This window comes from Antarctobacter heliothermus, from assembly GCF_002237555.1.
GTDB lineage: Bacteria > Pseudomonadota > Alphaproteobacteria > Rhodobacterales > Rhodobacteraceae > Antarctobacter > Antarctobacter heliothermus_B.
The window spans coordinates 205,308-227,442 of sequence record NZ_CP022541.1; the positions used below are offsets into that span (position 1 = coordinate 205,308).

Annotated in this window: 23 protein-coding genes and 2 pseudogenes; 12 read left to right on the forward strand and 13 right to left on the reverse strand. The window is 61.0% G+C overall.

The window, feature by feature from the left end:
- Nucleotides 1–488 precede the first annotated feature (488 nt).
- Together ANTHELSMS3_RS23495 and ANTHELSMS3_RS23500 are read right to left on the reverse strand one after the other, a co-directional pair.
- The gene (locus ANTHELSMS3_RS23495; protein ID WP_094037465.1) at nt 489–1,943 is read right to left on the reverse strand and encodes an aldehyde dehydrogenase family protein; all 1,455 of its coding nucleotides are present in this window, start codon (nt 1,941–1,943) and stop codon (nt 489–491) included.
- Between the two features lie 314 nt (nt 1,944–2,257).
- Nucleotides 2,258–2,980 (reverse strand): SDR family oxidoreductase, encoded by a 723-nt coding sequence (locus tag ANTHELSMS3_RS23500; RefSeq protein ID WP_094037466.1) that lies wholly within the window; start codon nt 2,978–2,980, stop codon nt 2,258–2,260.
- Between the two features lie 304 nt (nt 2,981–3,284).
- Here ANTHELSMS3_RS23500 and ANTHELSMS3_RS23505 point away from each other — a divergent pair, with 304 nt between their 5' ends.
- On the forward strand, nt 3,285–3,500 hold the full coding sequence (locus ANTHELSMS3_RS23505) for a WGR domain-containing protein (RefSeq protein WP_094037467.1): 216 nt from the start codon (nt 3,285–3,287) through the stop codon (nt 3,498–3,500).
- Here ANTHELSMS3_RS23505 and ANTHELSMS3_RS26410 read toward each other — a convergent pair.
- A complete protein-coding gene (locus tag ANTHELSMS3_RS26410; RefSeq protein ID WP_302630589.1) occupies nt 3,491–3,613 on the reverse strand; it encodes a hypothetical protein in 123 nt (40 codons plus the stop codon). The two genes, ANTHELSMS3_RS23505 and ANTHELSMS3_RS26410, sit on opposite strands and share 10 nt — an antisense overlap.
- A 34-nt stretch (nt 3,614–3,647) precedes the next feature.
- On the opposite strand from ANTHELSMS3_RS26410, the gene ANTHELSMS3_RS23510 reads away from it, so the two are divergent.
- Both ANTHELSMS3_RS23510 and ANTHELSMS3_RS23515 read left to right on the forward strand, forming a co-directional pair.
- A complete protein-coding gene (locus ANTHELSMS3_RS23510) occupies nt 3,648–4,004 on the forward strand; it encodes a TA system antitoxin ParD family protein (protein WP_094037593.1) in 357 nt (118 codons plus the stop codon).
- Nucleotides 4,001–4,588 carry a zeta toxin family protein gene (locus ANTHELSMS3_RS23515; protein ID WP_094037468.1) on the forward strand — a complete coding sequence of 196 codons (588 nt, stop codon included), beginning with the start codon at nt 4,001–4,003 and terminating at the stop codon, nt 4,586–4,588. Before ANTHELSMS3_RS23510 ends, ANTHELSMS3_RS23515 begins: the two co-directional genes overlap by 4 nt.
- Before the next feature lie 39 nt (nt 4,589–4,627).
- On the opposite strand, the gene ANTHELSMS3_RS23520 is transcribed toward ANTHELSMS3_RS23515, so the two are convergent.
- Entirely contained in the window at nt 4,628–5,341 is a 714-nt protein-coding gene (locus ANTHELSMS3_RS23520) for a DnaA N-terminal domain-containing protein (RefSeq protein WP_094037469.1), read from the reverse strand.
- Between the two features lie 481 nt (nt 5,342–5,822).
- On the opposite strand from ANTHELSMS3_RS23520, the gene ANTHELSMS3_RS23525 reads away from it, so the two are divergent.
- The 4 genes and pseudogenes from ANTHELSMS3_RS23525 (at nt 5,823) to ANTHELSMS3_RS23540 (ending at nt 9,282) form a co-directional block, all read left to right on the forward strand.
- On the forward strand, nt 5,823–7,130 hold the full coding sequence (locus tag ANTHELSMS3_RS23525; RefSeq protein ID WP_094037470.1) for an AAA family ATPase: 1,308 nt from the start codon (nt 5,823–5,825) through the stop codon (nt 7,128–7,130).
- Nucleotides 7,127–8,209 (forward strand): ParB/RepB/Spo0J family partition protein, encoded by a 1,083-nt coding sequence (locus tag ANTHELSMS3_RS23530; protein ID WP_094037471.1) that lies wholly within the window; start codon nt 7,127–7,129, stop codon nt 8,207–8,209. Before ANTHELSMS3_RS23525 ends, ANTHELSMS3_RS23530 begins: the two co-directional genes overlap by 4 nt.
- Before the next feature lie 105 nt (nt 8,210–8,314).
- Nucleotides 8,315–9,025 (forward strand): annotated as a pseudogene (locus tag ANTHELSMS3_RS23535) (IS6 family transposase).
- Nucleotides 9,025–9,282 carry a type II toxin-antitoxin system ParD family antitoxin gene (locus ANTHELSMS3_RS23540; RefSeq protein ID WP_094037594.1) on the forward strand — a complete coding sequence of 86 codons (258 nt, stop codon included), beginning with the start codon at nt 9,025–9,027 and terminating at the stop codon, nt 9,280–9,282. The pseudogene ANTHELSMS3_RS23535 and the gene ANTHELSMS3_RS23540 overlap by 1 nt, the downstream one beginning before the upstream one ends.
- Nucleotides 9,283–9,493: 211 nt before the next feature.
- On the opposite strand, the gene ANTHELSMS3_RS23550 is transcribed toward ANTHELSMS3_RS23540, so the two are convergent.
- Nucleotides 9,494–10,591, reverse strand: a complete 1,098-nt coding sequence (locus ANTHELSMS3_RS23550) for a tyrosine-type recombinase/integrase (RefSeq protein WP_094037472.1) — start codon at nt 10,589–10,591, stop codon at nt 9,494–9,496.
- 125 nt (nt 10,592–10,716) lie between these two features.
- Between ANTHELSMS3_RS23550 and ANTHELSMS3_RS23555 the strand changes: the two genes are divergently transcribed.
- The gene (locus ANTHELSMS3_RS23555) at nt 10,717–11,589 is read left to right on the forward strand and encodes a DUF1403 family protein (protein WP_094037473.1); all 873 of its coding nucleotides are present in this window, start codon (nt 10,717–10,719) and stop codon (nt 11,587–11,589) included.
- Between the two features lie 47 nt (nt 11,590–11,636).
- On the forward strand, nt 11,637–12,251 hold the full coding sequence (scpB, locus tag ANTHELSMS3_RS23560; RefSeq protein WP_094037595.1) for an SMC-Scp complex subunit ScpB: 615 nt from the start codon (nt 11,637–11,639) through the stop codon (nt 12,249–12,251).
- Here the strand turns inward: scpB and ANTHELSMS3_RS23565 are convergent.
- From ANTHELSMS3_RS23565 to ANTHELSMS3_RS26535, 4 genes are all read right to left on the reverse strand, one after another.
- On the reverse strand, nt 12,235–13,269 hold the full coding sequence (locus tag ANTHELSMS3_RS23565; RefSeq protein WP_094037474.1) for a TniQ family protein: 1,035 nt from the start codon (nt 13,267–13,269) through the stop codon (nt 12,235–12,237). The genes scpB and ANTHELSMS3_RS23565 overlap by 17 nt on opposite strands.
- The gene (locus ANTHELSMS3_RS23570) at nt 13,266–14,147 is read right to left on the reverse strand and encodes a TniB family NTP-binding protein (protein WP_094037475.1); all 882 of its coding nucleotides are present in this window, start codon (nt 14,145–14,147) and stop codon (nt 13,266–13,268) included. The genes ANTHELSMS3_RS23565 and ANTHELSMS3_RS23570 overlap by 4 nt, the downstream gene beginning before the upstream one ends.
- 1 nt (nt 14,148) lies before the next feature.
- Nucleotides 14,149–15,000 (reverse strand): Mu transposase C-terminal domain-containing protein, encoded by an 852-nt coding sequence (locus ANTHELSMS3_RS26530; protein WP_368074444.1) that lies wholly within the window; start codon nt 14,998–15,000, stop codon nt 14,149–14,151.
- Nucleotides 15,001–15,087: 87 nt separating this feature from the next.
- Nucleotides 15,088–15,882, reverse strand: coding sequence for a helix-turn-helix domain-containing protein (locus ANTHELSMS3_RS26535; protein WP_368074445.1), 795 nt, complete (start codon nt 15,880–15,882; stop codon nt 15,088–15,090).
- Between the two features lie 130 nt (nt 15,883–16,012).
- Here ANTHELSMS3_RS26535 and ANTHELSMS3_RS23580 point away from each other — a divergent pair, with 130 nt between their 5' ends.
- Nucleotides 16,013–17,092, forward strand: a complete 1,080-nt coding sequence (locus tag ANTHELSMS3_RS23580; RefSeq protein WP_094037476.1) for a hypothetical protein — start codon at nt 16,013–16,015, stop codon at nt 17,090–17,092.
- A gap of 328 nt (nt 17,093–17,420) precedes the next feature.
- On the opposite strand, the gene ANTHELSMS3_RS23585 is transcribed toward ANTHELSMS3_RS23580, so the two are convergent.
- Nucleotides 17,421–18,602, reverse strand: coding sequence for a metal transporter (locus tag ANTHELSMS3_RS23585; protein ID WP_094037477.1), 1,182 nt, complete (start codon nt 18,600–18,602; stop codon nt 17,421–17,423).
- Complete coding sequence (locus ANTHELSMS3_RS23590) at nt 18,599–19,597, reverse strand: multicopper oxidase domain-containing protein (RefSeq protein WP_254694986.1); 999 nt, start codon at nt 19,595–19,597, stop codon at nt 18,599–18,601. The genes ANTHELSMS3_RS23585 and ANTHELSMS3_RS23590 overlap by 4 nt, the downstream gene beginning before the upstream one ends.
- 326 nt (nt 19,598–19,923) lie before the next feature.
- Here ANTHELSMS3_RS23590 and mntR point away from each other — a divergent pair, with 326 nt between their 5' ends.
- Complete coding sequence (gene mntR / locus ANTHELSMS3_RS23595) at nt 19,924–20,376, forward strand: manganese-binding transcriptional regulator MntR (protein ID WP_009815500.1); 453 nt, start codon at nt 19,924–19,926, stop codon at nt 20,374–20,376.
- Between the two features lie 122 nt (nt 20,377–20,498).
- On the opposite strand, the pseudogene ANTHELSMS3_RS26160 reads toward mntR, so the two are convergent.
- A pseudogene (locus ANTHELSMS3_RS26160) lies at nt 20,499–20,875 on the reverse strand (transposase); the annotation flags it as partial.
- Nucleotides 20,876–21,123: 248 nt separating this feature from the next.
- Between ANTHELSMS3_RS26160 and ANTHELSMS3_RS23605 the strand changes: the two are divergent.
- Complete coding sequence (locus ANTHELSMS3_RS23605; protein WP_094037479.1) at nt 21,124–21,789, forward strand: L,D-transpeptidase; 666 nt, start codon at nt 21,124–21,126, stop codon at nt 21,787–21,789.
- 25 nt (nt 21,790–21,814) lie between these two features.
- Here the strand turns inward: ANTHELSMS3_RS23605 and ANTHELSMS3_RS23610 are convergent, their stop codons facing one another.
- Nucleotides 21,815–22,099, reverse strand: a complete 285-nt coding sequence (locus ANTHELSMS3_RS23610; RefSeq protein ID WP_094037480.1) for a hypothetical protein — start codon at nt 22,097–22,099, stop codon at nt 21,815–21,817.
- Between the last annotated feature and the right edge of the window lie 36 nt (nt 22,100–22,135).

Genomic DNA, 22,135 nt, shown 5'->3' on the forward strand with positions numbered 1-22,135 from the left:
TTTCGTTATATTCTGCGCCACCTTCGGACGCCAGGAAACGTCAGATCAGGACGTCAAGCAGGGCATAGCCAACCAGCCCTCCCGCATAGGCCGAAGGGTGCGCACCACAGGGTTGCAAAGCGGGATCTTTCATCGCCCATATGGCTTGGAACGTCCCCCTTCACCGCTTAAAGCCGAATCGGTTTGGTGTGATTTGGGACCGGATTTCTCCTCTAAAGATCGAAAATTACCCTCGTTTCCTGCCCAAAACTCCCGCTGCTGCATTGCCCTACCGGCGGCGCCATCCATTCCACCATTGGGCCGGACAATTTGCTCGTGTACGCAGAGCGGGTCACCCGCGCCCATTCGAATTGACCCAAAGGCATCCCTCGCAGCGCTTCAGCCTTTTCAGAATGTCGCAACAAATGCGACAACAGCGCATCGCCGCCAAAGCCCGTCACCGACAACTGTCGTCGTGGACAGGCCAGCAGAAAGGGACCACAGGTCCGTCATACCGCAAAGCTCACGACCCGCTCTTCAGACATTTCCTGCATCGCATAGTGCGGGCCCTCACGACCAAAGCCGCTGTCTTTCGACCCGCCGTAGGGCATCGAATCCCAGCGCGAAGAGGATGTTTCATTGATGTGGACCCCGCCCACATGCAACTGGCGCGCGGCAGCAAAGGCTTCGTCCAGCCGGTTGGTAAATAGCCCGGTGGCAAGGCCGTAGGGCGTGGCGTTCACACGGCGCAGCGCGTTGGGGAAGGTGTCATAGCTTTCGATGCAGATCACCGGGCCAAAGATTTCCTCACAACCCACCCGCATGTCGGACGACACGCCGGTCAACAGCGTCGGTGCGATCACCGCGTTCTGCCGCGTGCCGCCCACAAGGCAGGTCGCGCCACGCTCAACCGCTTCTGTCACCCAGGCCTCAACCCGCTCTGCGTCTTTCAGCGAGATCAGCGGACCGGTCGTGCAGTCCTCGTCCGAAGGATCGCCAAACTTCAGCGCCGACACCAGGTCGGTCATGCGACGTTCGACCTCGGCCTTGAGACTGTCATGCACCAAAAGGATCTGAACAGAGGTGCAGACCTGACCGGCCTTGCGATAACCGGCGCCAACCACTTTGGGCAGGGCAAGATCCAGATCCGCATCGTCGGTCAGAACCGTAAAGGCGATCGACCCCAATTCCATCTGCGTGCGCCGCAGCTCGGCCTGCGCCTGGATGATCCGTCCGACGTCGGTCGACCCGGTAAAGGCGATATAGCGCACGCGCTGATCCTTCATCGCCAGCGCAACCGCCGGTCCACCGCCATGAAAGACCTGCAACAGACCTTTGGGCAGGCCCGCCTCTAGGAACAACGAGGCGATGAAACAGGCGGTGCGCGGCGTCTGCCCGGCAGGCTTGAGGATCACCGCATTGCCCGCCGCCAGCGCCGGCGCGATCTTGTGCGTCACGGTGTTCAGCGGCGCATTGAACGGCGTGACCGCCAGCACGAGCCCCAGCGGCACCCGCATGGTAAAGGCCGTGCGCCCCCCCTGCCCTGCCGCCCCGGCCACCGGCAGGACGTCACCTGCAAACCGCCGCGCCTCTTCTGCGGTCAGGCGCAATGTCTGCACCGTGCGCCGGATCTCGTTGCGGCAGTCGGAAACGGTGAAACCGGTTTCGGCCTGCATGACGGCGCGGCACTCTTCCGCCCGCGCCTCCAGCAATCCCGCGACCTTGTCCAGCACAGCCCCGCGATCATGCGGCGACATCCGATCCGCCTCGAACGCGGCCACACCCAGATCAATCATTTGCGTAATTTGCGCCTCGGTGCTGGCGGGCAGTTGCGCAAACGGCGTCACGCGAAACTTGTCCATGATGTCCTGCGCGGGGCCATCGCCCTCGACCCAGTCACCGCCCAACAGCATCCGGCAGCGCGGCAAGTTTCCAGCGGTTTCGGTGTCGAACTGATATGCCATTTTTTGCTCCCCCGCGGGCCAACGCCCCTGATTTTGGCCTCGGGGCGCCATCGGGAAGAGTCACAATTCCACCAGTGCCACCACAGCCTTTGATCAAGACCATAGGCCCCCGGATCGAATCGTGGAAATACCGCCTTCTTTTGCTGCCATAAGCTGATGTGATACCCTTGGTGACGGCGGCGTTGCGCAGTTTGCGCTGGCCGATCCTCAAAGAGCGTCGACTGCATAGGTGTGGAACCTGCGCGCCTGTTGCAGAGAATACTGGCTGAAATCATGGGTAGCAGGCGGCCCCTGCCCCCAACGCCGGCTCGTCTTCAGATAATCGGCGTCGCGCCGCCATCCATGGCGATCACCGTGCCATTCACCGCACGCGCACCATCCGAGGCCAGCAGCACCAGCATATCGGCAAGGTCTTCTGGCTCGGTGATCTTGCCAGAGGGAAACCTTGCCGAAAGCTCTGCCCTGGCGGCCTCAACGCTTTGCCCGGTCTCCTTGGCATGGGCCTCGGCCATTTGCTGGAATCGTCCGGTCGCCACGGGTCCGGGGTTCAGCCCGACGATCCGCAGCCCGTCCTTGGCATGCGCCGCCCCCAACCCGGTCGTCACCAGCATCAAGGCCGCATTCGCCGCGCCGCCTGACAGATGCAGCGGGCTGGCCGACTTTCCGCCCATGCCGATCACCGGCAGCACGATCCCCGATCCGCGCGCGACCATACGCTTGACCACCGGCATCATGATATTGACGTAAGAGAAGTATTTTCCCTCCATCGCATTGCGGAAATCGCCCAGATCAAGATCCGCCAGCGGCACCTGACGCGCCGCACCCGCGCACAGCACCAGAACGTCGATGTCGCCAAGATCGGCCACCACCGAAAGGGTTGCGGTGCTGTCAGTCAGGTCAACCTTGATGCCCTGCGCGCCATTCGGCGCGTCACCACTGCGGGATAAGGCGGTGACCCGATCCCCCTGCGTCAGAAAGGCCTGAACTGTCGCAGCTCCGATCCCGCGGCTTCCTCCGGTAACGACGACGTGGCGCATGGCATTTCCTTTTCACTCTTCGGCCAGCACTTGCCCCCCGCGTCCTGCCGGGGGAGGGCGACAGCGGCCTTGCCCAATCAAACCCCGGCAGGACGCGCAGATTCCAGCGGCCAACGCAAGGGCCACACACCCCGCCGCTATCGGGCCAAGAGTGAATCAAACTCTCAAATCACTGTCGAGTCGGACCTTTTCAGAATCCAGCTAGGGTATGGCTGTGACACCAATGCTAGGTTAAACTGTGATTTGACACACAGGATGCAGCGGCATCAGGACCCATAAACACAGCCACGACGCGGAGCACGCCATGGATCTCACCCTGACCGAACACGGCACCAACACCAGCCTGTTCTACCGAATGGAGATCATGCCGGGCCTGTTTGGCGATTGGTCCCTTGTCCGCGAATGGGGCCAAAACGGCCGCCCCGGACAAATCCGCATCGACTGGTTCGACCATGAGATCGAGGCAAAAGATGCCCGCTTTGCCATTCAGATGGCGAAATCCAAAAAGGGCTACGAATAGCGCCCCTTCACGCAATCGCTGTCCACCGCGTGAACGCAGACCTCTGCCTTTGGTTCATGCGGGGTCACCGTTCCGCCCGCCACAGCCCCCTGCCCTTGAATTTGAGGTGGCATTTTGCTACCTTTAAGCCAGACAATGGAGGCACCCATGGCCCAATCCGTGAAACTTGCTGACGACATCATGTCCCTCGTGCGCCGTGAGGCGGACCTGCACAGCCGGTCTGTGGCGGGTCAGATCACCCATTGGCTGAAACTGGGGCGGGCGATCGAACACTCGGACAGCTTTGACTACGCGCGCATCACCGCCGCGCTGGAGGGCAAGCTGGACACCACCCAGTTGCAAGAGGACGAAGAGGCTGCTTGGCTGGATGCCTTCACCGAGAAAATGGCGCAGCCCTCGCAGGCCGAAGAGGCGTTCTTCGCCAACCGCCGGATGTTGGGCCGGGGTGTTGGGCTGGACGCGGGCGGCAACCTGATCCACGCCAAGGATGACACCCCCGCATGAGGCCCAGCCTCGTCCTGCTGGCCGGTCCCGATGGCGCGGGCAAGTCGACGCTGTATCAGACCCGTGTTGCGCCCAGCTTTGCCGGGCCATTCATAAACGCCGACATCATCCAGCGCGATGAACTGCGCGACGCCTCGATGACCGCCTCTTACACCGCCGCCAAGATGGCAGAGGACCGCCGCAGCACGATGCTGGAGGCGGGGCACAGCTTTGCCACGGAGACGGTGTTTTCGCATTCCTCAAAACTGGCGATCCTCGAAACCGCCCGCGCGCGCGGCTATCTGGTTGTCGTGATGCATGTGGGTGTCGACAGCGCCGATCTGTCCGTTGGCCGTGTCCGTGCCCGCACCGATGAGGGTGGGCACAATGTCCCCGAGGACAAGATCCGCGCCCGTTATACCCGCAGTTTGCCACTGATCCGAACCGCGATCTTGCAGGCGGATCGCGGGATGGTGTTTGACAACTCACAGCTGAATGTGCCGCCAAAACAGATGCTTGGGTTTGCCAAGGGGCGTCTGACTTTGGCCGCGCCGGTGCTGCCGCAGTGGATTTTGACCACCTATCAGGCCGATTTGCAGGCCTAAGCCCCCTGCCCCACCAACCGAAAACCGCTCGCTCAAGGATCAATCGACGGCCATAACCTCAATGCGGCGCACGCCCGGATCAATCTCGGCATAGGCGCTCAGCAGGCGCGATACAAAGTGTGTGTTGACGTAATCCGCCACAAATCGCGACGGCGCGGCCAGCGTCACGCAGCCACCGTCATGCGACATTTCTGACAACTGCCCGAACCATGCAGAGGTCTGCGCCGGGGCCTCTTGCCCTAACTTGGCCAGCACGCGGCCCCATGCCCCCTCTGCCAAACCTTGCGCCGCATCCGTGCGGCTTCGGGGCTGGAACGGGATGACATTCGGATCAGCCACCTGCGCCGGACCCCCTGCCCCGCCATGACGGCTGCCCATCCGTTCTGCGAAATCGGTGCCGATGATGTCCCAGCTAGGGGTGGTCTCTGCCATCAGCCCGTCGAGGTTCAAGGCATAGACCGTCACCCGGCCCTTTACCCCGGCGCGCTTGACCTCAACCCAGCCCGCGCTGCGCATCTTGGCCATCTCGCGTTTGACGGTGCGTTCATCGACAGACCACAGCCGGGCAATTTCAGATCGTCCCATCGACAGCTCATTACTCTGCCAATTATACCGGGTCGTGATCAGCACCATGAGGCGCAGCATCAGCCGTTGACGATGTTTGTCCCCGCACAGCGCCGAAACACCCAACGCCGACAATATGTCGTATTTCATGGCCGACGCATTGCGTCCAACCGGTTTCGCCACCTGCATGACCTGCTCCGCCTCATTGCCGGGTCGTTCCGGCTGTCATGCCCGGATATTCGACGCCTGCCAACGCTTTTCCGAGCTTGAGGACAATTTGCGTCCAACCTTACGATTCTGTCAAGCGGTCGTACGCTCCGACCCGCATCAGGCCCTTCCCCTTATCCCTTTCAAAAAAGAAATAGGTGAAGTTAAAGGTGATGGGGGACATCCTGTCTGTCCCCCTATAGCCCGGAAATGTCCCCCTATCGGTGGTTGGCGGCCTTCGGGTGTCCCCCTAAATCTGGGGGCAGGATCAATCCTTTTGCCCGCCTGGACTCGGCGCTCCCCTTTGCTGTCTCCGAATCGCTCAGGCGGGTATTTCCTCAGGCTTTCTTACCCGTGGGTAAGAAAACCTTTCCCTGCCGCTCCACGATAATAGTTTTTGCGTTAAACGCAAATTGGGCGTAAATCGGGAAAAAGACCTGAAACCCGTCCTGTGAGGCACAGCATGTACACACACGAAGATCTGGGCATTCTCCAGAACCGTTCACTCAAGCTTCAGGGCTGGATCAGGCAGCAGACCTTTTCCCCCGGTCTGGAAAAGAAGCTGCGCCGCTTTTCCAGCTGGGAGGTGTCGGAGCTGATCTTCCGCATCAACCAGTCGACCTTTCGCGGCAAGCTGGCCGCCGACCCCTCATTGCCCACCGGCGAGGTTGAACAGGAGGGCCGTCAGCGGTGGTTCTCGTTGGAGGAAATCAACGAACTGCGCCGCCGCCTCAAGATCAACAAGCGCAGCCTGATGCCCCACCGTCCTGCAGGCCAGCGTGCCATTCGTGCGGCGGTCGCCAACTTCAAAGGCGGCGCGGGCAAGTCCACCGTCGCCCTGCATTTCGCCCATGCCGCCGCGCTTGACGGTTACCGCATACTGGTCGTCGACTTTGATCCGCAAGCGACGCTGAGCCATTCCATGGGCCTCACCGACGTGGCGGAGGAGCACACCGTCTGGGGCGTGATGGCCCGCGATCTGATTCGCGAAACCGAACGTATGAATGCCGGGCCGGTCGGTGCGGAATCCGGTGCCGCCCTGCCCCAGCGCCATTTGCCCGCCGCCATCACCGAACTGGGCCTTGGCGACCTGCGCATCGGCGATTTTATCAAGCCGACTTCATGGCCCACCATCGACGCGATCCCGTCCTGCGCGAACGCTGCCTTTGTCGAATTCGCCAGCGCGCAGTACCGGCACCTGAATCCGGACTGGTCGTTCTTTGCTGCCGTGTCGCGCTACCTCGACCAGATCCCCGATGACAGCTACGACATGATCATCTTCGACTGTCCGCCGGCCATTGGGTATCAATCGATGAACGCGGTCTTTGCGGCTGACATCCTCTATGTGCCTTCCGGCCCCGGCTATTGGGAATACGACAGCACCACCTCATTTGTCGGGCAGTTGTCCGAGGCGCTTGAGGATCTGTCCGCCGGGTTCGACGGCACCTTACCCACGGGTAAGATCGCACTGCCCAAGGCGTTTTATGACATCCGGTTTTTGCTGACCCGCTATGAGCCGGGCAATGATTTGCACCGCGCCATGTGGGATGCCTTTCGCAAGGTTTGGGGCGAACATGTCACCGAAAACCCGGTCGAGATGACGCGCGCCGTGGAACAGTCCGGGCGATTCCTGAACTCGGTGTACGAAATGGATTACCGAGAGATGACCAGAGAGACCTGGCGCAGAGCGCGGTCTACATTCGATGCCGCTTATGAAGAGTTCCGCCAGACCGTGCATGACGCATGGGCAGAGATGGAGGCAAACCAATGAGCAAGAAACGCAGAATGTTCGACATCGACATCCCCGAAATGGGCGAAATGGAGGTCGGCAAGGTTCCCGATCGGGCGTTGCGCCGGGGGCCGATGGCCTCGGCCATCAACGAAAACGCCAGTTCTCTGCGGGATCGCAAGGTGGCCGAGGACACCATCCGCGAAGAGAATGACCGCCTCGCGTCCGAGTTCGTGCGGCTGAAACGCGACGGGCTGATCACCGACCGCATCCCGCTGGACAGCGTGGTGACGGAACGCCTGTTGCGAGATCGCAAGCCGGGTGCCGATGAGGAACTGGAAGAGCTGAAAACCTCGATCCGTGAGGTTGGCCTGTCGAACCCAATCCGGGTCGAGGCGCGCGATGATGGCAAGTATGAATTGATCCAGGGCATGCGCCGCCTTTTGGCGTTTCGCGCGTTGTTCGCGGACACCAGCGACGCGGCATTCGCCACGATTCCCGCCGGGATCGTCCCCATAGAGGCGCAGGCCGAAACCAGCTATCGCCGCATGGTCGACGAAAACCTGATCCGCAAGGATATCTCTTTTGCCGAGATGGCGACCCTCGCACGGCGCTATGCGGATGATCCGGCGAACAATTGTCCAGAGGTGGCGGATGCGGTGTCGACGCTGTTCAAATCCGCGACCTACACCAAGCGCAGCTATATCCGTGCCTTTGCCGAATTGCTGATGCGTCTGGACAAGGTGCTGGAACATCCGCAGGACATTCCGCGCAATGTCGGGGTAGAGCTGAAACGCCGGATGGATCGTGACGATGGACTAGCTGCGCGTGTGTCACTGGCGTTGCATGAAGAGCCGGGCAGGGACGCCCAGCGAGAGGTTGAGATCCTGCGCGGATTTGTGGATGCCGGTGCGACCTTACCCACGGGTAAGACCACGGCAAAGTCCGCGCGCCCGCGTCAGGCTAAGACAACCTTTCAGGTGCCTCGGGCCGGTGGGGTGGCCAAATGCAGTGCCTCGCAGGGGCGGCTGGAGCTACGCGATGATCGGGATTTTTCCGCTATCGAGCGGCGCAAACTGGAACAGGCCATCGCCGCGTTTTATGCGGCGCTGGACGACTGAGGGCAGGGGGGGCTTACCCGTGGGTAAGGTCAGATGTGCCGCGCGGCGTTCACGGGCAAGACATGGATTCATGTCGCGCCCCGGCTACATGCATAGTCCTCTGCCATGATCAGCAAGGTTTCACAGCCTCGACTGAAAGGCTTTCGCTTCCCCCGTTCTGTCATCTCTTACGCCGTCTGGGCGTATCAACGCTTTGCGCTAAGCCTGCACGATGTCGTGGATCTGCTGGCCGAGCGAGGTGTGATCGTCTTCTACGAAAGCGTCCGTGTTTGGTGCCAACGGTTCGGATCGCAGGTCGCCGCGAGTGTCCGTCGCGACCGCCCGGCCCCGACCGACAAATGGCACCTCGACGAGGTCGTGATCCCAATCCGAGGCCAGAAGCACGGGCTTTAACGGGCGGCCGATACGAACGGCGACGTGCTGGAGATCCCGGTCCAAAGTCGCAGGAATGCTCATGCAGCCAAGCGATTTCTCCGAAAACTGGTGCGGCGACGGGGCGTATCGCGGGTCACCGTGACCGACAAACTACGCAGCTATGGCGTCGCCGTCCGGAACCTTTTCCCAAGCGTCGAGCATCGCTCGCACAACGGGTTGAACAACCGGTCAGAAGCTACGCATCGACACACAATTCGACGAGTAAAGATCATGGGCCGCTTCAAATCTTCGCCCCAAGCGCAGGGATTTCTTTCCGTTCATGATCAGACCGCAACCTTGTTCCGTCCAAAGCGCCATCGCCTCACCGCAATATCCTATCGCCACTCCCGGGCTGATGCGCTCGGCCTGTGGAACGATTATGTGGCTGAAATCACCGCATGATGGTGACACGGAATGTCGTTCTGACCGAAACCCAGGACCAGCTGGTTCAAGCTTTGGTGGCGTCCGGACGCTATCAAAACGTGAGTGAAGCGATTCGCGCGGGGCTACGGTTGCTGGAACAGGAAGAAGCGCAGATCGCGGGCATCCGCCAAGGACTGCTGGAGGGATTGGCGCAGGCCAAGGCGGATGAGTTTGCTGAGGGCAGTGGAGATGAGGCGATCCGGCGGGCTTTTCGACGAGCCCGCGCATCTTCATGAGCCGATCCTTTCGGCTGACACGCCGCGCAGAGGCCAGCTTGGTTGAGATTGCCAAGTGGACGATGCTGCAGACCTGCGCTTTGCGATGGTAGGGGAGCATTTCGAGGTGTTTCTGGATCGTCCGAACGAAGTGATAATAATCGACATTTTGCATTCCCGCAGCGATCTTCCGCGCCATGTTGCGGCATTGACGGCATTCAAGGATGACGCATCAGAGCCCCGCGGCCTTGGTGAGATTCACCCGGAATCTGTCGCGGCGCCGCTGATAGCGGCGGGTCATCTCGGCCGAGGCATGTCCAAGCTGTTTCTGAATGTAGCGCTCGTCGACTTCGGCGGAACTGGCGAGGCCGGCGCGCAGCGAGTGGCCAGAGAACAGCGCCAGACGTTCTTTCTCAGGCAGATCGGATCGGATGCCAGCGTCCAGAACCGTGCGTTTGATCAGCCGCGCGACATGCTTGTCGTTCAGCCGCGTCTCGGCGGCGCGTTTGCCATCCCGCGATGTGCCGACAAAGATCGGGCCGAAGTCGATCTTTGCGAAGTTCAACCATTGCTCAAACGCATGCACGGGGCAGGTCTGATCTTTGGATCCACGGCCAATCTCGACCTCGCGCCAGCCGGTCTTGGCATTCAGCGTGAGCAGGGCGCCTTTGTCGAACATCTCGATCCAGCCGCCAGAGTCCGGCGTGTCATCCTTATGCACGTCCAGACATACGATTTCGGAACGGCGCAGACCCCCGGTGTATCCAAGGAGAAGGATCGCGCGATCCCGCAGCCCACGCAGGTCATAGGGTAGCGTCGCGACCATCGCGAGGATATCCTCGGCCAGGATTGCCGCCTTCTGGACCGGTGGGCGCGCATGCTTTCGCCTGATCCCGGCCAGCACCGTCGCGATATGGCGGGTCTTGCGATCGAGGGTGAACCCGCGCTGCACATAGTTCCAGACCAACCCGGACAGTCGGCGGTCAATCGTGCTGACCGACAGGGCAGGAGAGGGGCCCGTCCCGGAGGCGAGGTCAGCGAGGTACAACCCGATCATCTCGGGCGAGGGGGGCAGGGGCTCGGCGCCCTTCATCCGGCACCAGCGGGCAAAATGCGCCCAGTCCTTGGCGTAGGCTTTCAGCGTGTTCTCAGATGCCGCAGCGCGGGCATAATCGCGCGCGGTGTCCACCAGCCGGTCGAGCGCGCCTGAACCCGCCACATCGGAAGGAGGACACAAGGCCGCCCCGTCAGGCTGCTCTCTCTCGTCGTCCTCGTGGAGTGGAGACCCATTTGGCGCCGCTGAGCGCGATTTCCCGGTGTTTTCTGACATGTCGCGGAGATTAACTTTCGATGTCTGATAATGCAAACTTATTGGACGTAGAAATACTCGGCAAAGAGGGGCGGTTTCTACACTATGTGGTAGTCAAAAGCGCCGCCGCGAGATAGTGTTGTGGCATGACATATGCCCGACCAACCTTCGACAGCGACCCTCTTAGCTTACCCCAGATGCCGCCCTGGGTCACCTCGGCACGCGCCGAACCCCTTGAAGATGTGGCGTTTTTGTCGGGCGCAGCACTGAACCACCTGCATCTTGTGTTGGGACACGAGGAAGTGCCCCACGCCTTGTTGCGGGATAGGCTCGCGCTGCGCGCGGCGGCGGCTTGCGTCGCGCTCTCCGGACGGCCGGAGCGGGAAGCGGAGTTGCGCGATGCGGTGCATCTGTTGCGGCCTGGCGATCTGCCGGGACCGGCAGGGGATACTTACCTTGCCTGGCGGCGTGCGGTGGAGCGGCCGGTGTCGATCAAGGTTCTGGGCCGAGCCTTGCCGGCCTTCGAGCCGGGCCAGATCGCGACGTGGCTCGATGCGGGGAAAGGGGCGCCCGTGACCCGGGCCGCGATAGTGTTGGAGGCGGTGCTGCGCGCAGACGCAGCTGGACTGATCCTCGCGGATGCGGCCCTCGCCCAAGCCCTCGGCTGGGAACATCTCGTGCCGCTTCTGGCCGCAGGCCTGAAACGCGCCGACATGCGCAAGCGAGGCGAAGACCTACGCTCGGCTTGTCATCGTGCGCTCGTCTCATCGGCGGTCGATGCCGTGCGTCTCTCAACTCACCTCGCTCGGCGGGCAGCGCATCTCAAAGCGGTCGCACCGAAGCTGCGCGCCAAAGGCGCGGAGGCCGCCGTCGCGATGTTCCTGACCCAAGATGCCGTCGCGCCGGCGGCCCTGCCATTACCTGACCGGTCCGCACGGCGGCTCTGTGACCGGTTGGTCGATCTCGGCGCGGTGCGCGAGCTGACGGGGCGCGACACGTTCCGGCTCTACGGGGTGTAGGGATGAGCATGGCCAGCGAAAGTGGGAACCGGTTTCGCGGTTCGGACATGCGACCACCAAAAAAGGCCAAGGATCGCGCCGACACTGACTTCGATCGGGAACTGAACGATCTGCCAGCCGAATTGCGCTGGCGCGAATGGCTGCGACGGATCGAGGCAGTGCTCTTTGCCAGCGCCTCGCCAGTACCAAGTAAAGACCTGGCGCGCGTCGTGGGGCATGGGGTGTCGGTCGAGTTGCTAATAGAGGACCTGGCCGCCGATCTGGAAGGGCGGTCCTTCGAAGTGGCGAAGGTCGCCAGCGGTTGGATGCTGCGAACCAGGCCCGCCTACGCCCCGGCGATCCGGACCGCCGCTGACATAGGTGAACAGGACCTCGATCTGCGCGAGTACGATGTCGCTGTCCTGGCCGCCATCGCCTACCACCAGCCGATCACACGGGACGGCCTGAAAGACATCTTCGGCAAAGACATCAGCCGCGACCTGATCGGAAGATTGAATGCGCGTGGATTGATCGTCACCGGGCCACGGTCGCCGCGGCGCGGGGCACCCTATACCTATGTGACGACGGAGCAGTTCCTGGTCGCTTTCGATCTGGAGTCGCTGCAGGACCTGCCCGATCGGGAGCAGATGGAGGATGCAGGGGTCATCAATTGGCAGGCATAGCCGTTGCCAATGATGTGCGGCGGTTTGAATGAAGGCGAACGATGACCTGCTGTAAGTCCGCCAAATCAGGAAGTCTGGAGCGCGTTTTTGATCCCGGTGTTATCTGTGACGTGATCTCTGCACTCAATGACGCCACCAAGTCGGAATGCTTGGGCGCAGCCAGTGCAATGCGGGTCCAGAGATCAATTGCAGGGCGCACGGAACGTTTTTGGAGGGGCGTCATTCCATCGGCCAACTGGCGGAACAATACGTAGCGGACCCGGTGCGGCAAGCGCGAAATTGACGTCGGCTCGCCATTGAACGCGAAACAAGCCGCTCCAAGCATGGCGGGCAGGGATGTCTTTCCATGCCGTCCATGTCCCGCAACATGCATTCGAAGCAGATCGTCTATGAGCCGCTCGAGACGCTGCACATCATACTCGGCAGGCAGGGTGGGGTGTCGGAGATCAGCATCACACCAGACGCAGAAATGTTGCGGCAGCAGGCGGTTTTGTCGAGCAGGCGCAATGCCGCCGCCGCAGGCAGGGCAGTGATCGCGCAAGCGGCATCCATGCCGAAAGCAGGAAACGCGCGTCGCCAGGCTCCAGCCGCGCCGGAAGAACGGTGCGCGATCCTCTTTCAGGCATGCCGGGCAATATTGCAGGCGATTGACCCGAGCGGTCGATTTGCGGGCATCTCCTGATCCTGTGATCTGCCGCAATCGCAACCGGGCTAGTGGGTCGCGGTGCAAAGCCAGGCCATCAATATCCTCGGCGGGCAACCGGGTTCGCTCGACCAGCAATTTGAGGATTCGCCCGGGAAGGTCTCGGTCAAGCTTCGCAGACCAATCCCCACCTGCGACACCCAAAACCTGGCCAAAATACTGAGGCGGAACTCCATTGGCCATGGCCAGCCGATGCAGCCAGCTCGAAAGAAGCTCTCCGGGTGCCAGTGCAACAACGCCGGGCCAGCCTTGCCCCATCTCATTGCCGTAGTCGCGCGCAGGTGTGACTGTGATCTCGGACGCAGACTGGTTCACGTCATTTCGCGACGCAAAGGAGCATTTCGGCGTTTCGACAGGGGCGTGTAACCAAGCGAGGTGATGGTCGCTTCAGAAATGTGTTCCTCGCCGTTCCTTATCGCCTTGATGGCCGCGTTGCTCACGATATCGACGACCTCTCCGATCAAGCCCTCTGACAATTCATGGATGATCTCAGCCAGTGACGGTCGCGACAGGTCCGAGGCTCGGGCGAGAGGCATGCTGGTCTCGAGACTATCGAGGAGCGTCGCGAAATCCTCATCATACGCCCATCTGGGAACAGGGATCGTATCGAACCGCGATCCCATTTCCTCGGTGTCGTGTACCGCGTCATAGACCGCAACCTCGCCGACCAGTACGGGCGAGATGTCGTGGACACGTGCGATACGGCGCAGGAACGAAAAGATAGCTTTCACGTCCTGTCGGCGCCCTCGAAGGGCACTGTGAAACTCATCGAAGATGAGCAGGCGGGGTTTCAAGCCGTCCAGCAAATGATCCACCTGCTCGCCCGCGCGCGACAGGCTTCGCCAACCAGATGCCTGAGGCGCACGCAACCCGGCAAGAATGCTGGCATAGAAGTGAGACAGTCCGGCACCTTCTCGGGTCTGAATCACCCAGATCCTTTGACGCTCTGACTGACGCAAATGTTCGATCGCGAAGCGTTCGGCGATCATCGTCTTGCCATTGTGATAGGGGCCTGTCAGCAAGAGCCCTCTGGGGCGCAAGGTTACTGGTCGATCGAGTAGAAGGCTCATTGCGTTATGGGCGCGACTTGCCACCGGGTGGCTGATCCAACAGGCCGTCCGGATATGGGAGATGCGGCACGCGTCACCGGCATCAAGAAGTGATGCGGCGGAGTCCAGGAGGTGATCCGTCATTTCACCAATCCTCCACCGGAAAGACGCGGCGCGGACGTTCGGGGTCGGGCGTTTCTCGGATTGGTGTCGGGGCAGGAGTCAGGCTCTGGTAGGGTTTCGGCGCATGAGCCGCATGCCTGGCCCGTGCGATTTCCTTCAGCCTTTGCTTCTTCGTTGCCGAGGCATCCACGGTCGCCGCGATTTCGCGGCGGATCGCGGTCTTCTCCTCGATCGGGCGCCGACCGGTTTCGCGCGCTCGGTTTCTCTCGGCCCTGTGCTGCCAGAGGGTGACCGCCTCAAGCTGTCCATCCCGCCGCGCCACAGGGAGCCAGGCCCCTGTATCGGGATCCTTGATGTAGATATGGCTAATGTCCCGAGGATCATAACGAACATCGAGAGCATCCAATCGATCACGGCGGGCGACCAATGGGCCCATCCATGGTTCGAAATAGTCGTTGGCAAACAGGCTGACACCTTGAGGTGAAATCCTGCGTGTCTTGTTCGGGAGAAAGCTGAGCAGTACGTCGAAAGGGTTGTCTTCCGGGCCATCCGGCTGACGGCATTTTCGTTCCCATTCCCTGGCCGGGACCGTCAGCTTGCGTTCATTCTGGCTAAGATTGTGATCGATAATCGCCAGCGCGATACAGCGTTCGAGGTCTGCAAAATTGAGCCTCGCACGGTCTTCAGACAGGTACTCACCCCGATCCGCGATGGAACGCCCGGTCTTGCCAGGCAGGGAGCGCAGCACCGTATTCACTTTGCCGAGAAGCCGCTCGACAACCCCGCCACGATGGACGGTCCCCTTGTTCCGGCTTTGAATTACAATGCCGTACTCGGCACAACCCCGGATGAAACTGGTGCTTCTGAATTCCATGGCAGAATCCACGACGACCTTCTTCGGGCGGCCAAACATCGGCCAGGAATGATTGATGTCGCGCGCTGCCAGCCAGTCCTCCTTGCGTCACATCGCCTGCGCAAGACAGAGGGCGATCGACAGGCGTGAGGGCTTCTCCAGGGTCAGGCAGAAGCCAATAATCGCGCTTGTTGCCACATCGGCAGCGATAGTGAGATAGGGGCGTCCGACATAGATGCCTTGACCATCGATGACTTCCACAAACTGGATGTCGGCGGGGGTGTGGTCTATCTGGACAACATCGAGTGCGTGTTTGGCCCAAATATAGCCTGGGCGGGGTTTCAGACGCCGCAGGCTTTTCTCTCCTGAATGTCGCCGTCGGGCAATCTCCTCGGGCGTGAACAGTCGTGGGATACGCTTGGAAACGGTGACATAGGCGGGCGGATCAAGACCCTCGATGATACAACGGGTGCGGATTTCATCGGCAATCGGCGCAAGGTCCGGTCGCTCGGGCTGAAGCCACATCTCCCGAAGCGTTGCCGCAATGATCTCCTCTACAGCCGGGCTGATCCTTGTGCGCCTGGCCCCACCAGTCTTTGGCAACAGCGAAGAAACCCGGCGCTCGGTGCGGTATCGGCGCAGGAGGTTGTAGACTTGGCGCGTCGAGAGACGCAATTCGGATGCGGCCCGAGCAACTGCGGTGCGCATAGGCTCTTGCCCGTCCAAAATTCGATCCAGTTCTCGTCCGATACGCGTTGCCCTCGCCCAAGCCTCGTCAGACGCTTCGTATTCGTGCGGCGTCATGAAACCGCCGCTCCACGGTTTTTGAACTCCATTTTCTGCCCCAGTCTCTCGCTTGTTGAAACGCGAGTTAAAAATTGAAATCGAAACGTAAAAACCCACGTCGGATTACGCTTCATCCTACTGAAATCCTGTAAGAACTTTATGATGAAACGGCAAAGCAATTGCGACAGTGCAGGCGCACCCTAACAAAACACTTTGGTAAAATGCAAAAGCGCCATATTTTGCACATATGAAGCCTCAAGTACCTACGCAGTATAGTAAATTGGACGATCCTCTAGTTGATGCGGAGGGGATTGAAGAGACGTCCGAGGACGACCTGTGGTTCCTGCCCGGTCCAATAGAAGTGGAGCCGGATTATCTGCCGCCCAGACCGAGGGCAGAGCTGCCTGAAACCGCAGTCCTCGACGATTGGCGGAAGGCAGAGGCAGGTAATGCCGCCCGTCTTGCCTGTGTGGCTAGCCGGATTGGCGCGCTGGATGACCGTCTGCACCGTGGCCCGGAAGGCTGGCGGCTCAGGCTCGCCCTGATGGAGGCGGCAGACCTCAGCTGGTTTGTGGGTGACCGAATTGGCCCGGATCGGCTGGCGCTTTGGATATCCATGCGCTTGTCCGGGGTGCAGGACGACACCGCAGCGCTCGCGCGTGTCGGATGGGCGGTGCGCCGTCTGACAGGCGGTCCCGGTCCAGAGGTGGACTTATCCGCTTTCCTCGATCGCCGTGACCCTGAAAACATGGCGGATGAAGCCGAGCCCTTTGCGGATCGCGCGGTCGGTTGGCTTGACCTGATGGCGCAAGCCGCCGACCTGCATTCGATTACACGCGCCTGCATGGGGTTTCACCTCTGGAACCTTGCGGGCCTCGGGCAACAGGACGACCGGATGGAAGCGGCGGTTACCGCCGCACGCATTGCCGCGAGCGAAGGCCCGAATTTGAATGGGGGGGCCATCTTTGCGCCTCTGGCTATGCGCGGGGCAGGGGGGCTGCGCGCCAGTGGCCCACCTGCCGAGCGCTTGCAGCGTTGGCTCGAGGGAATGGAAACAGCATGCCTGACCGCGATGCGGCACCTCGACGATATCCAGGCATGGTCAGCGCGGGCGGACGACATGATGGCACCGCTCTCTGGCAAGACACCACCTGCATTGCGCGCGGTGCTGACCGAATGGCCCGTCGTCTCCGCTCCAATGGCCGAGACCCTGACCGGTGCCAGCCGCGCCGCCGTCCAGCGCAACCTTGCTTGGATGGAAGCGCAAGGTCTAATCCGCGAGGTGACCGAACAGGTGCGTTTCCGCATGTGGCGGGCGATGCCATGAAACACCTCTAAAAAAGTACTCGTTTTGGTGCGTAACATCTGTTGATAGTTCAACGGAGGCCCAGAATCGTGACAGACCAAAAATATGAGACAGTCAATTTCGACGTGCGGCTCAGCAATAGTAGTCAGATGGATTTGCAGTGTTTTCTCCTATCTGTGGGATCCTCTAGTCGCTCTAGCCTCAAACTCTTTATTTCGAAATCACGAAAGAATAAGTCTCTTGGGCGCACAAACTGGGGCACGAAAATTGCGATCTCCCCGTGGACAGACGGGGTCAGTTTATAGAGCTGGGCGACCGCACCATGAGTCCTAGACAGCCAACCACCGGCTCAGATCTTGATCAGTGCCGCCGTCGCGTACATGAAGGCGATGCCGCCCAGAAACCCGGCCAGAACAGAGGGTGATATCAGCGCCGTTTGCCGGTCGGGGTTTTGACGGACAAGGTAGGCGCTGACCTCGACCATGACCTGCAGAATGGCACCCGCCCCGACGGCCAAAGCCAATGCCGACCATTGCGGCGCGTAGGCAAGGCTGCCTGCCCACATTCCAAGGACGGCCGGGCCACCGGCGAGCAGCGTCAGGGCGGCGAAAATCCAGAGCGTGGGCCGGGCCCGAAGCATCGGGGCGGCGATGCCGATACCCTCGGTGACATTGTGCAAGGCAAAGCCCAAGACGAGGAAAGTGCCAAGCCCGGCCGATCCTGCGGCGAATGCGCCGCCAATCGCCAACCCTTCGCCGAAGTTGTGCAGCCCTATCCCGAGGGCAATGTAGAACGCCAGCGCAATGCCTTCTGGGTTGCCGCGCCAGCGCCCGATCGCCATCAGCAGCAGAAAGCTTGCCAGCGCCGCCAGCCAGACCATGGCGGAGCCTTGGAATATCGCCGCCGCATCGCCGGACAACTCCAGCGCTTCCGCAGTCATGTCGATCAGCAGGAAGGCCAGCAACCCAACCGTCAGTGCGAGCAGAAAGTTCATCCCGCTTCGCCCGACGCCCTTCATGGCCGGATAGAACATCAGGCCAAGCGCCACCGGCAACAGGCCGACGATCGCCCCGATCACTGCCTGCAGCCGGAGTTGACCCCAGGTGGGACTTGGCGTCGAGACGGCGACCCCGATCTCATGCCCGAAGGTCGCGCCCGTGTTGGTCAGCAGGTTGACGTGATGGGCCTCGCCGAGAACCCACGGATAGGGAATTCGCAACCAGACCGCTTCGCCGCGGGCAATCGGCCCGGCCGGTTCCTGCGTGAAGGTCCAGTAAGCATCGTCCACTGCGACCTGCGCGACCACCATTGCTTCCGATCCGCCGGCGCGCACACTGAGCGAAATCCCCGACCCATCGAGGATCGTCCGTTCGACGGTCAACGCCTCGACCGGGGGCGCGCCATTGTTGAAGCCGCGCAGCGGATCGAGCGAGGCAATCCACACGAAAGCCCCCAGCATGACGGCCAGCGGCACGAGAACGAGAAGCAGGCGGGTCATCGGCGGGCGGCTGTGTTGGGTCTGATCGGTCATGCTCCGGCCTCCCGCACGTCGAAAAAGCCCATCCAGCCTAGTTCGGTGAACTCGGCCTGATGGGCATGGAACATGTACAACCCATCCTCGTGGTCAGCGAAACTGAACTCGAGGATGCCGCGCTGCGCCTGACACTGCATGATCACATCGACCGTGCGCAGGGTCGGCGTGAGTTGCGAACCGGTGTCGTAGTAGTCGAAGAAATTGCCGTGCAGATGGAACGAGTTGATCGGGTCGAACTCGGTCGCATTCATGAGGTAAATACGGACCGGGCGCGACTTGTCGATCCGGATAGGCGCGTTCATGTAAGCTTGGCCGACCGTGTTGACGGCATAGACCTCGTTTTCGCCGTCGAAATTGGTGTCAAAGCCGTTCATCACCATCGCCAGTTCCTGCCATTCGGCGTTTTCCGGGCTGCCCAGCACGCGCGACGCGGCAACGGCCGCAAATTCGGGGTGGCGCGCCGGATCAGGGTCGACCACGAAAAGTCCGTACATGCCCTTATGCATGTGCCGTTTCAGCGGCAGCGCGTGGCAGTGATAGAGATGACAGCCGAAGGGCCTGGCATCGAACTCATAGACGAACTCCTCGCCCGGATCGATCAGCCCGGCGCCTTGAACGCCGTCCATTCGCGCAGAGTGAATGCCGTGAAAATGCATGGAATGCGGGTGTGAACCGAGGTTGCGAAAGATGATCCGTAGCCGTTCGCCTTCCTTGGCGCGCAGAGCGGGGCCGGGAACGCGTCCGTTGAACGTCCAGGCGGGAAAGAAAACGCCGGGAGCGATCTCGATCTCCATGTCGATGGCGTCCACCTCGAACGTTCGTAACGTGCGCCCATCCGGCAGAACTTCGGTGCGACCGGTCTCCCAGTCGGTCAGCATGGCCGTCGGGTCGAACCCGTTCCGGGCGTGGTCGACCTGGCCGACCATCGTCATGTTGCCATGCGCCACGCCACTGTCATGGGCCGAATACGGATCGACCGCCCCGCCGGGCATCGCATGCCCCGCCATCGGGTCAGGCGTTGCCTGGGATTGCGCGCGGCTCGCGGCCACGGCCGCTCCGCCGGCAGCCACCAGACCGCCGACCAACAGCGCACGTCGCGACGCCGAAACTGGCTCCGTGACCAGGGCAGGTGGCGCTGTGGGCAGCGACGTCTCCACGGCGGACGACACATCGCGCCCTCGCTTGCTGGTATCGACAGGCATGGACGTTGTCCCCTCAGATGACACGCAGGCCAAAGTTCCGGCGCAAAAAGTTAGCTTCGGCTAATAATCATCGCTTAGGCTTTACGAGTCAATCCCGATCGTGCGAGGGTGACGGCATGACGGATGATGAGAACCTTGATTCAACCGAGGCAGAGGCACGTGCGGTCGAATCCCGCGCCGAGGCCTTCATCGGTGTGCGCGAAGCGCGGCGCAGCGAAGTGGCGGAAGATTATGTCGAACTGATCGCCGAACTCATCCACGAGAACGGCGAGGCCCGGCCGGTCGATATCGCGACACGGATGGGCGTGACTGCGCCGACGGTCGCAAAAACACTTGGCCGTCTGGCGCGGGACGGATTGATCACCCGTGCGAAGTATCGCTCGGTATTTCTGACCGAGGAAGGCCGGGCGCTCGCCAAGGAATGCAGGCACCGCCACGAGATCGTCTTGCGGTTTCTCCTGAGCCTCGGGCTCGACCCCGAGACGGCTGAACGCGATGCCGAAGGGATCGAGCACCATGTCAGCGAACGGACGCTTGCCCTGTTCGCGGCGTTTTCCCAGCGGTCATAGGCGGGTGGTTGCCGTTGAAGTAAGCGGGTTGACCTTAGACTTTAACTTACCAATCGAGGGGTCCTCGAGGAAATGTTCTACAAATAGGCTGATAGGCGGTGTTCGCCATTCTCCGGACGGACTTATTCCAAAGCTTCTGTGACTGGGATGCCAAGGGCGGTGTAGCTGTTGACGACTGCTATGCGGAAATGAAGCTTCGCACCCTGGCGGCCAAAGTCCGACGCGATGAGCGGCTGGCCAAGCAGTTTCACACATTGCATCTTCGTCTCCGCGCGGCTTCGGCGGGGATATCCGCTCCATTGTCGCCAGAGCGCGCAGCCCAGATACTGCGATGCCCGTATGGCCTAATTACGAGCCGCCGCTACAGCTATGATCTCCATCCAAGCTTTGCGTTCTTACGGGGCGAAATAACGGAATGAGAGCCGGAGCCAGAGATGGCATCGTAGCATTTGCGAGTGGCGTAAGTTCCGTGTGCCGTGACGCTCCCGATCTCATGGTCGCGATATCGAAGCCGCTGTGCTTAAATTTCCAGACAATCTGCGATTTCACGAAGTGTCGCTGCGCAACTTCGGACCAGGTATCGTGCGAGCAATTTTCTCCTCCCAAGCAAACTGGAAACTGCCAGGATCGCATGTTTGCTCACGAAAATTTGCCCTTGAACCTCTAGCCACTAGAAGTCCTATCTATTCAAGGAGAACACATACCGTTCTTGCCATCAATCGCCGGCGGGAACCGAAAGGGTACGAAATGCTGACAAGACGACACTTCATTCAGACAACAACGGCGCTATTTTCGGTGACCGGTCCCGGCATGGCTTTTGCCGACAGTTGGCCCACCGAGGCTCAGAAGGCTGAATGGGACGCACAGGTGACGCCTCTGGATTATGTTGCCGAGACTTCCAACCCATGGGGATTGCACCCGCGGTTCCTACCGCAACGTGTAGACGCGAAGGCCGGGCTCGTGCCGGGAGATATTCATGTCGATGCGGTCGCGCGATATCTCTACCACATTGAAGAGGGTGGAACCGCGATGCGCTACGGCGTGGCGATCGCGCGGGGCAACCTCTACGAGCCGGGTGTCTATACCATCGAGCGCAAGGTCAGGTGGCCGCACTGGCAACCGACACAGAGCATGATCAATCGCGACCCCGAACTTTATGCTGACATTGCCGATGGCATGGAACCGGGACCGGAAAACGCGCTTGGATCAAGGGCGCTGTATCTCTACGTCGGGGAACGCGATACCCTTCTGCGCATCCATGGCACTCCGAGCCCACGAAGTATCGGTGGCCGCGCAAGTTCGGGCTGCGTACGGATGGTTATGGCTCATATCAATGACCTTTACCCGAACGTCGAAACCGGCTCTACGGCATATCTTTACTCGGCGGAGGACAGCGTGACTGCCCGCAGCTAAGCCCAGCAGCGGTCGGCAAACGTAATTAAGTTTCGCGAGAGGTGCAGATACGATTGCCGTTCGCCGTGCGCAGCGGCAGCAAGGTCGTTTCAACGGGGCCGCTGTGTTCGTACCAGTAGCACCCGTCTTCCGGCACCAAGCGCGCAGTTGCAACATCCTGATCCGGGGCTGCCATTGCAATCACGGCTTCGGGAACGTTGCCCCCCTGTTTTGCCGCGTCGCCCGGTCCAGTCGGCTGGACTGCGCACCCGGCCGTGAGCGACAGCGCCACTGCGACCATCATTTTTTGCTTCAGCATCAAAACCCGCATCAAGCTTCCTTTCGTGACTGTTTTTCTTTGCAGCGG

Bases quoted from the DNA above. Each gene is read 5' to 3' on its own strand.
- ANTHELSMS3_RS23590 (WP_254694986.1), bottom strand. From the start codon at position 19,597: ATGCCCGGCGGGGCGGTCGATCCGTATTCGGCCCATGACAGTGGCGTG.
- ANTHELSMS3_RS23520 (WP_094037469.1), bottom strand. From the start codon at position 5,341: ATGCAGGTGGCGAAACCGGTTGGACGCAATGCGTCGGCCATGAAATAC.
- ANTHELSMS3_RS23495 (WP_094037465.1), bottom strand. From the start codon at position 1,943: ATGGCATATCAGTTCGACACCGAAACCGCTGGAAACTTGCCGCGCTGC.
- ANTHELSMS3_RS23570 (WP_094037475.1), bottom strand. From the start codon at position 14,147: ATGACGGATCACCTCCTGGACTCCGCCGCATCACTTCTTGATGCCGGT.
- ANTHELSMS3_RS26410 (WP_302630589.1), bottom strand. From the start codon at position 3,613: ATGCCACCTCAAATTCAAGGGCAGGGGGCTGTGGCGGGCGGAACGGTG.
- mntR (WP_009815500.1), top strand. From the start codon at position 19,924: ATGACGGATGATGAGAACCTTGATTCAACCGAGGCAGAGGCACGTGCG.
- ANTHELSMS3_RS23580 (WP_094037476.1), top strand. From the start codon at position 16,013: ATGAAGCCTCAAGTACCTACGCAGTATAGTAAATTGGACGATCCTCTA.
- ANTHELSMS3_RS23525 (WP_094037470.1), top strand. From the start codon at position 5,823: ATGTACACACACGAAGATCTGGGCATTCTCCAGAACCGTTCACTCAAG.
- ANTHELSMS3_RS23515 (WP_094037468.1), top strand. From the start codon at position 4,001: ATGAGGCCCAGCCTCGTCCTGCTGGCCGGTCCCGATGGCGCGGGCAAG.
- ANTHELSMS3_RS23530 (WP_094037471.1), top strand. From the start codon at position 7,127: ATGAGCAAGAAACGCAGAATGTTCGACATCGACATCCCCGAAATGGGC.
- ANTHELSMS3_RS23585 (WP_094037477.1), bottom strand. From the start codon at position 18,602: ATGACCGATCAGACCCAACACAGCCGCCCGCCGATGACCCGCCTGCTT.
- ANTHELSMS3_RS23510 (WP_094037593.1), top strand. From the start codon at position 3,648: ATGGCCCAATCCGTGAAACTTGCTGACGACATCATGTCCCTCGTGCGC.
- ANTHELSMS3_RS23610 (WP_094037480.1), bottom strand. From the start codon at position 22,099: ATGCGGGTTTTGATGCTGAAGCAAAAAATGATGGTCGCAGTGGCGCTG.
- ANTHELSMS3_RS23555 (WP_094037473.1), top strand. From the start codon at position 10,717: ATGACATATGCCCGACCAACCTTCGACAGCGACCCTCTTAGCTTACCC.
- ANTHELSMS3_RS26530 (WP_368074444.1), bottom strand. From the start codon at position 15,000: ATGGAATTCAGAAGCACCAGTTTCATCCGGGGTTGTGCCGAGTACGGC.
- ANTHELSMS3_RS23550 (WP_094037472.1), bottom strand. From the start codon at position 10,591: ATGTCAGAAAACACCGGGAAATCGCGCTCAGCGGCGCCAAATGGGTCT.
- ANTHELSMS3_RS23605 (WP_094037479.1), top strand. From the start codon at position 21,124: ATGCTGACAAGACGACACTTCATTCAGACAACAACGGCGCTATTTTCG.
- scpB (WP_094037595.1), top strand. From the start codon at position 11,637: ATGCGACCACCAAAAAAGGCCAAGGATCGCGCCGACACTGACTTCGAT.
- ANTHELSMS3_RS23500 (WP_094037466.1), bottom strand. From the start codon at position 2,980: ATGCGCCACGTCGTCGTTACCGGAGGAAGCCGCGGGATCGGAGCTGCG.
- ANTHELSMS3_RS23540 (WP_094037594.1), top strand. From the start codon at position 9,025: ATGGTGACACGGAATGTCGTTCTGACCGAAACCCAGGACCAGCTGGTT.
- ANTHELSMS3_RS23505 (WP_094037467.1), top strand. From the start codon at position 3,285: ATGGATCTCACCCTGACCGAACACGGCACCAACACCAGCCTGTTCTAC.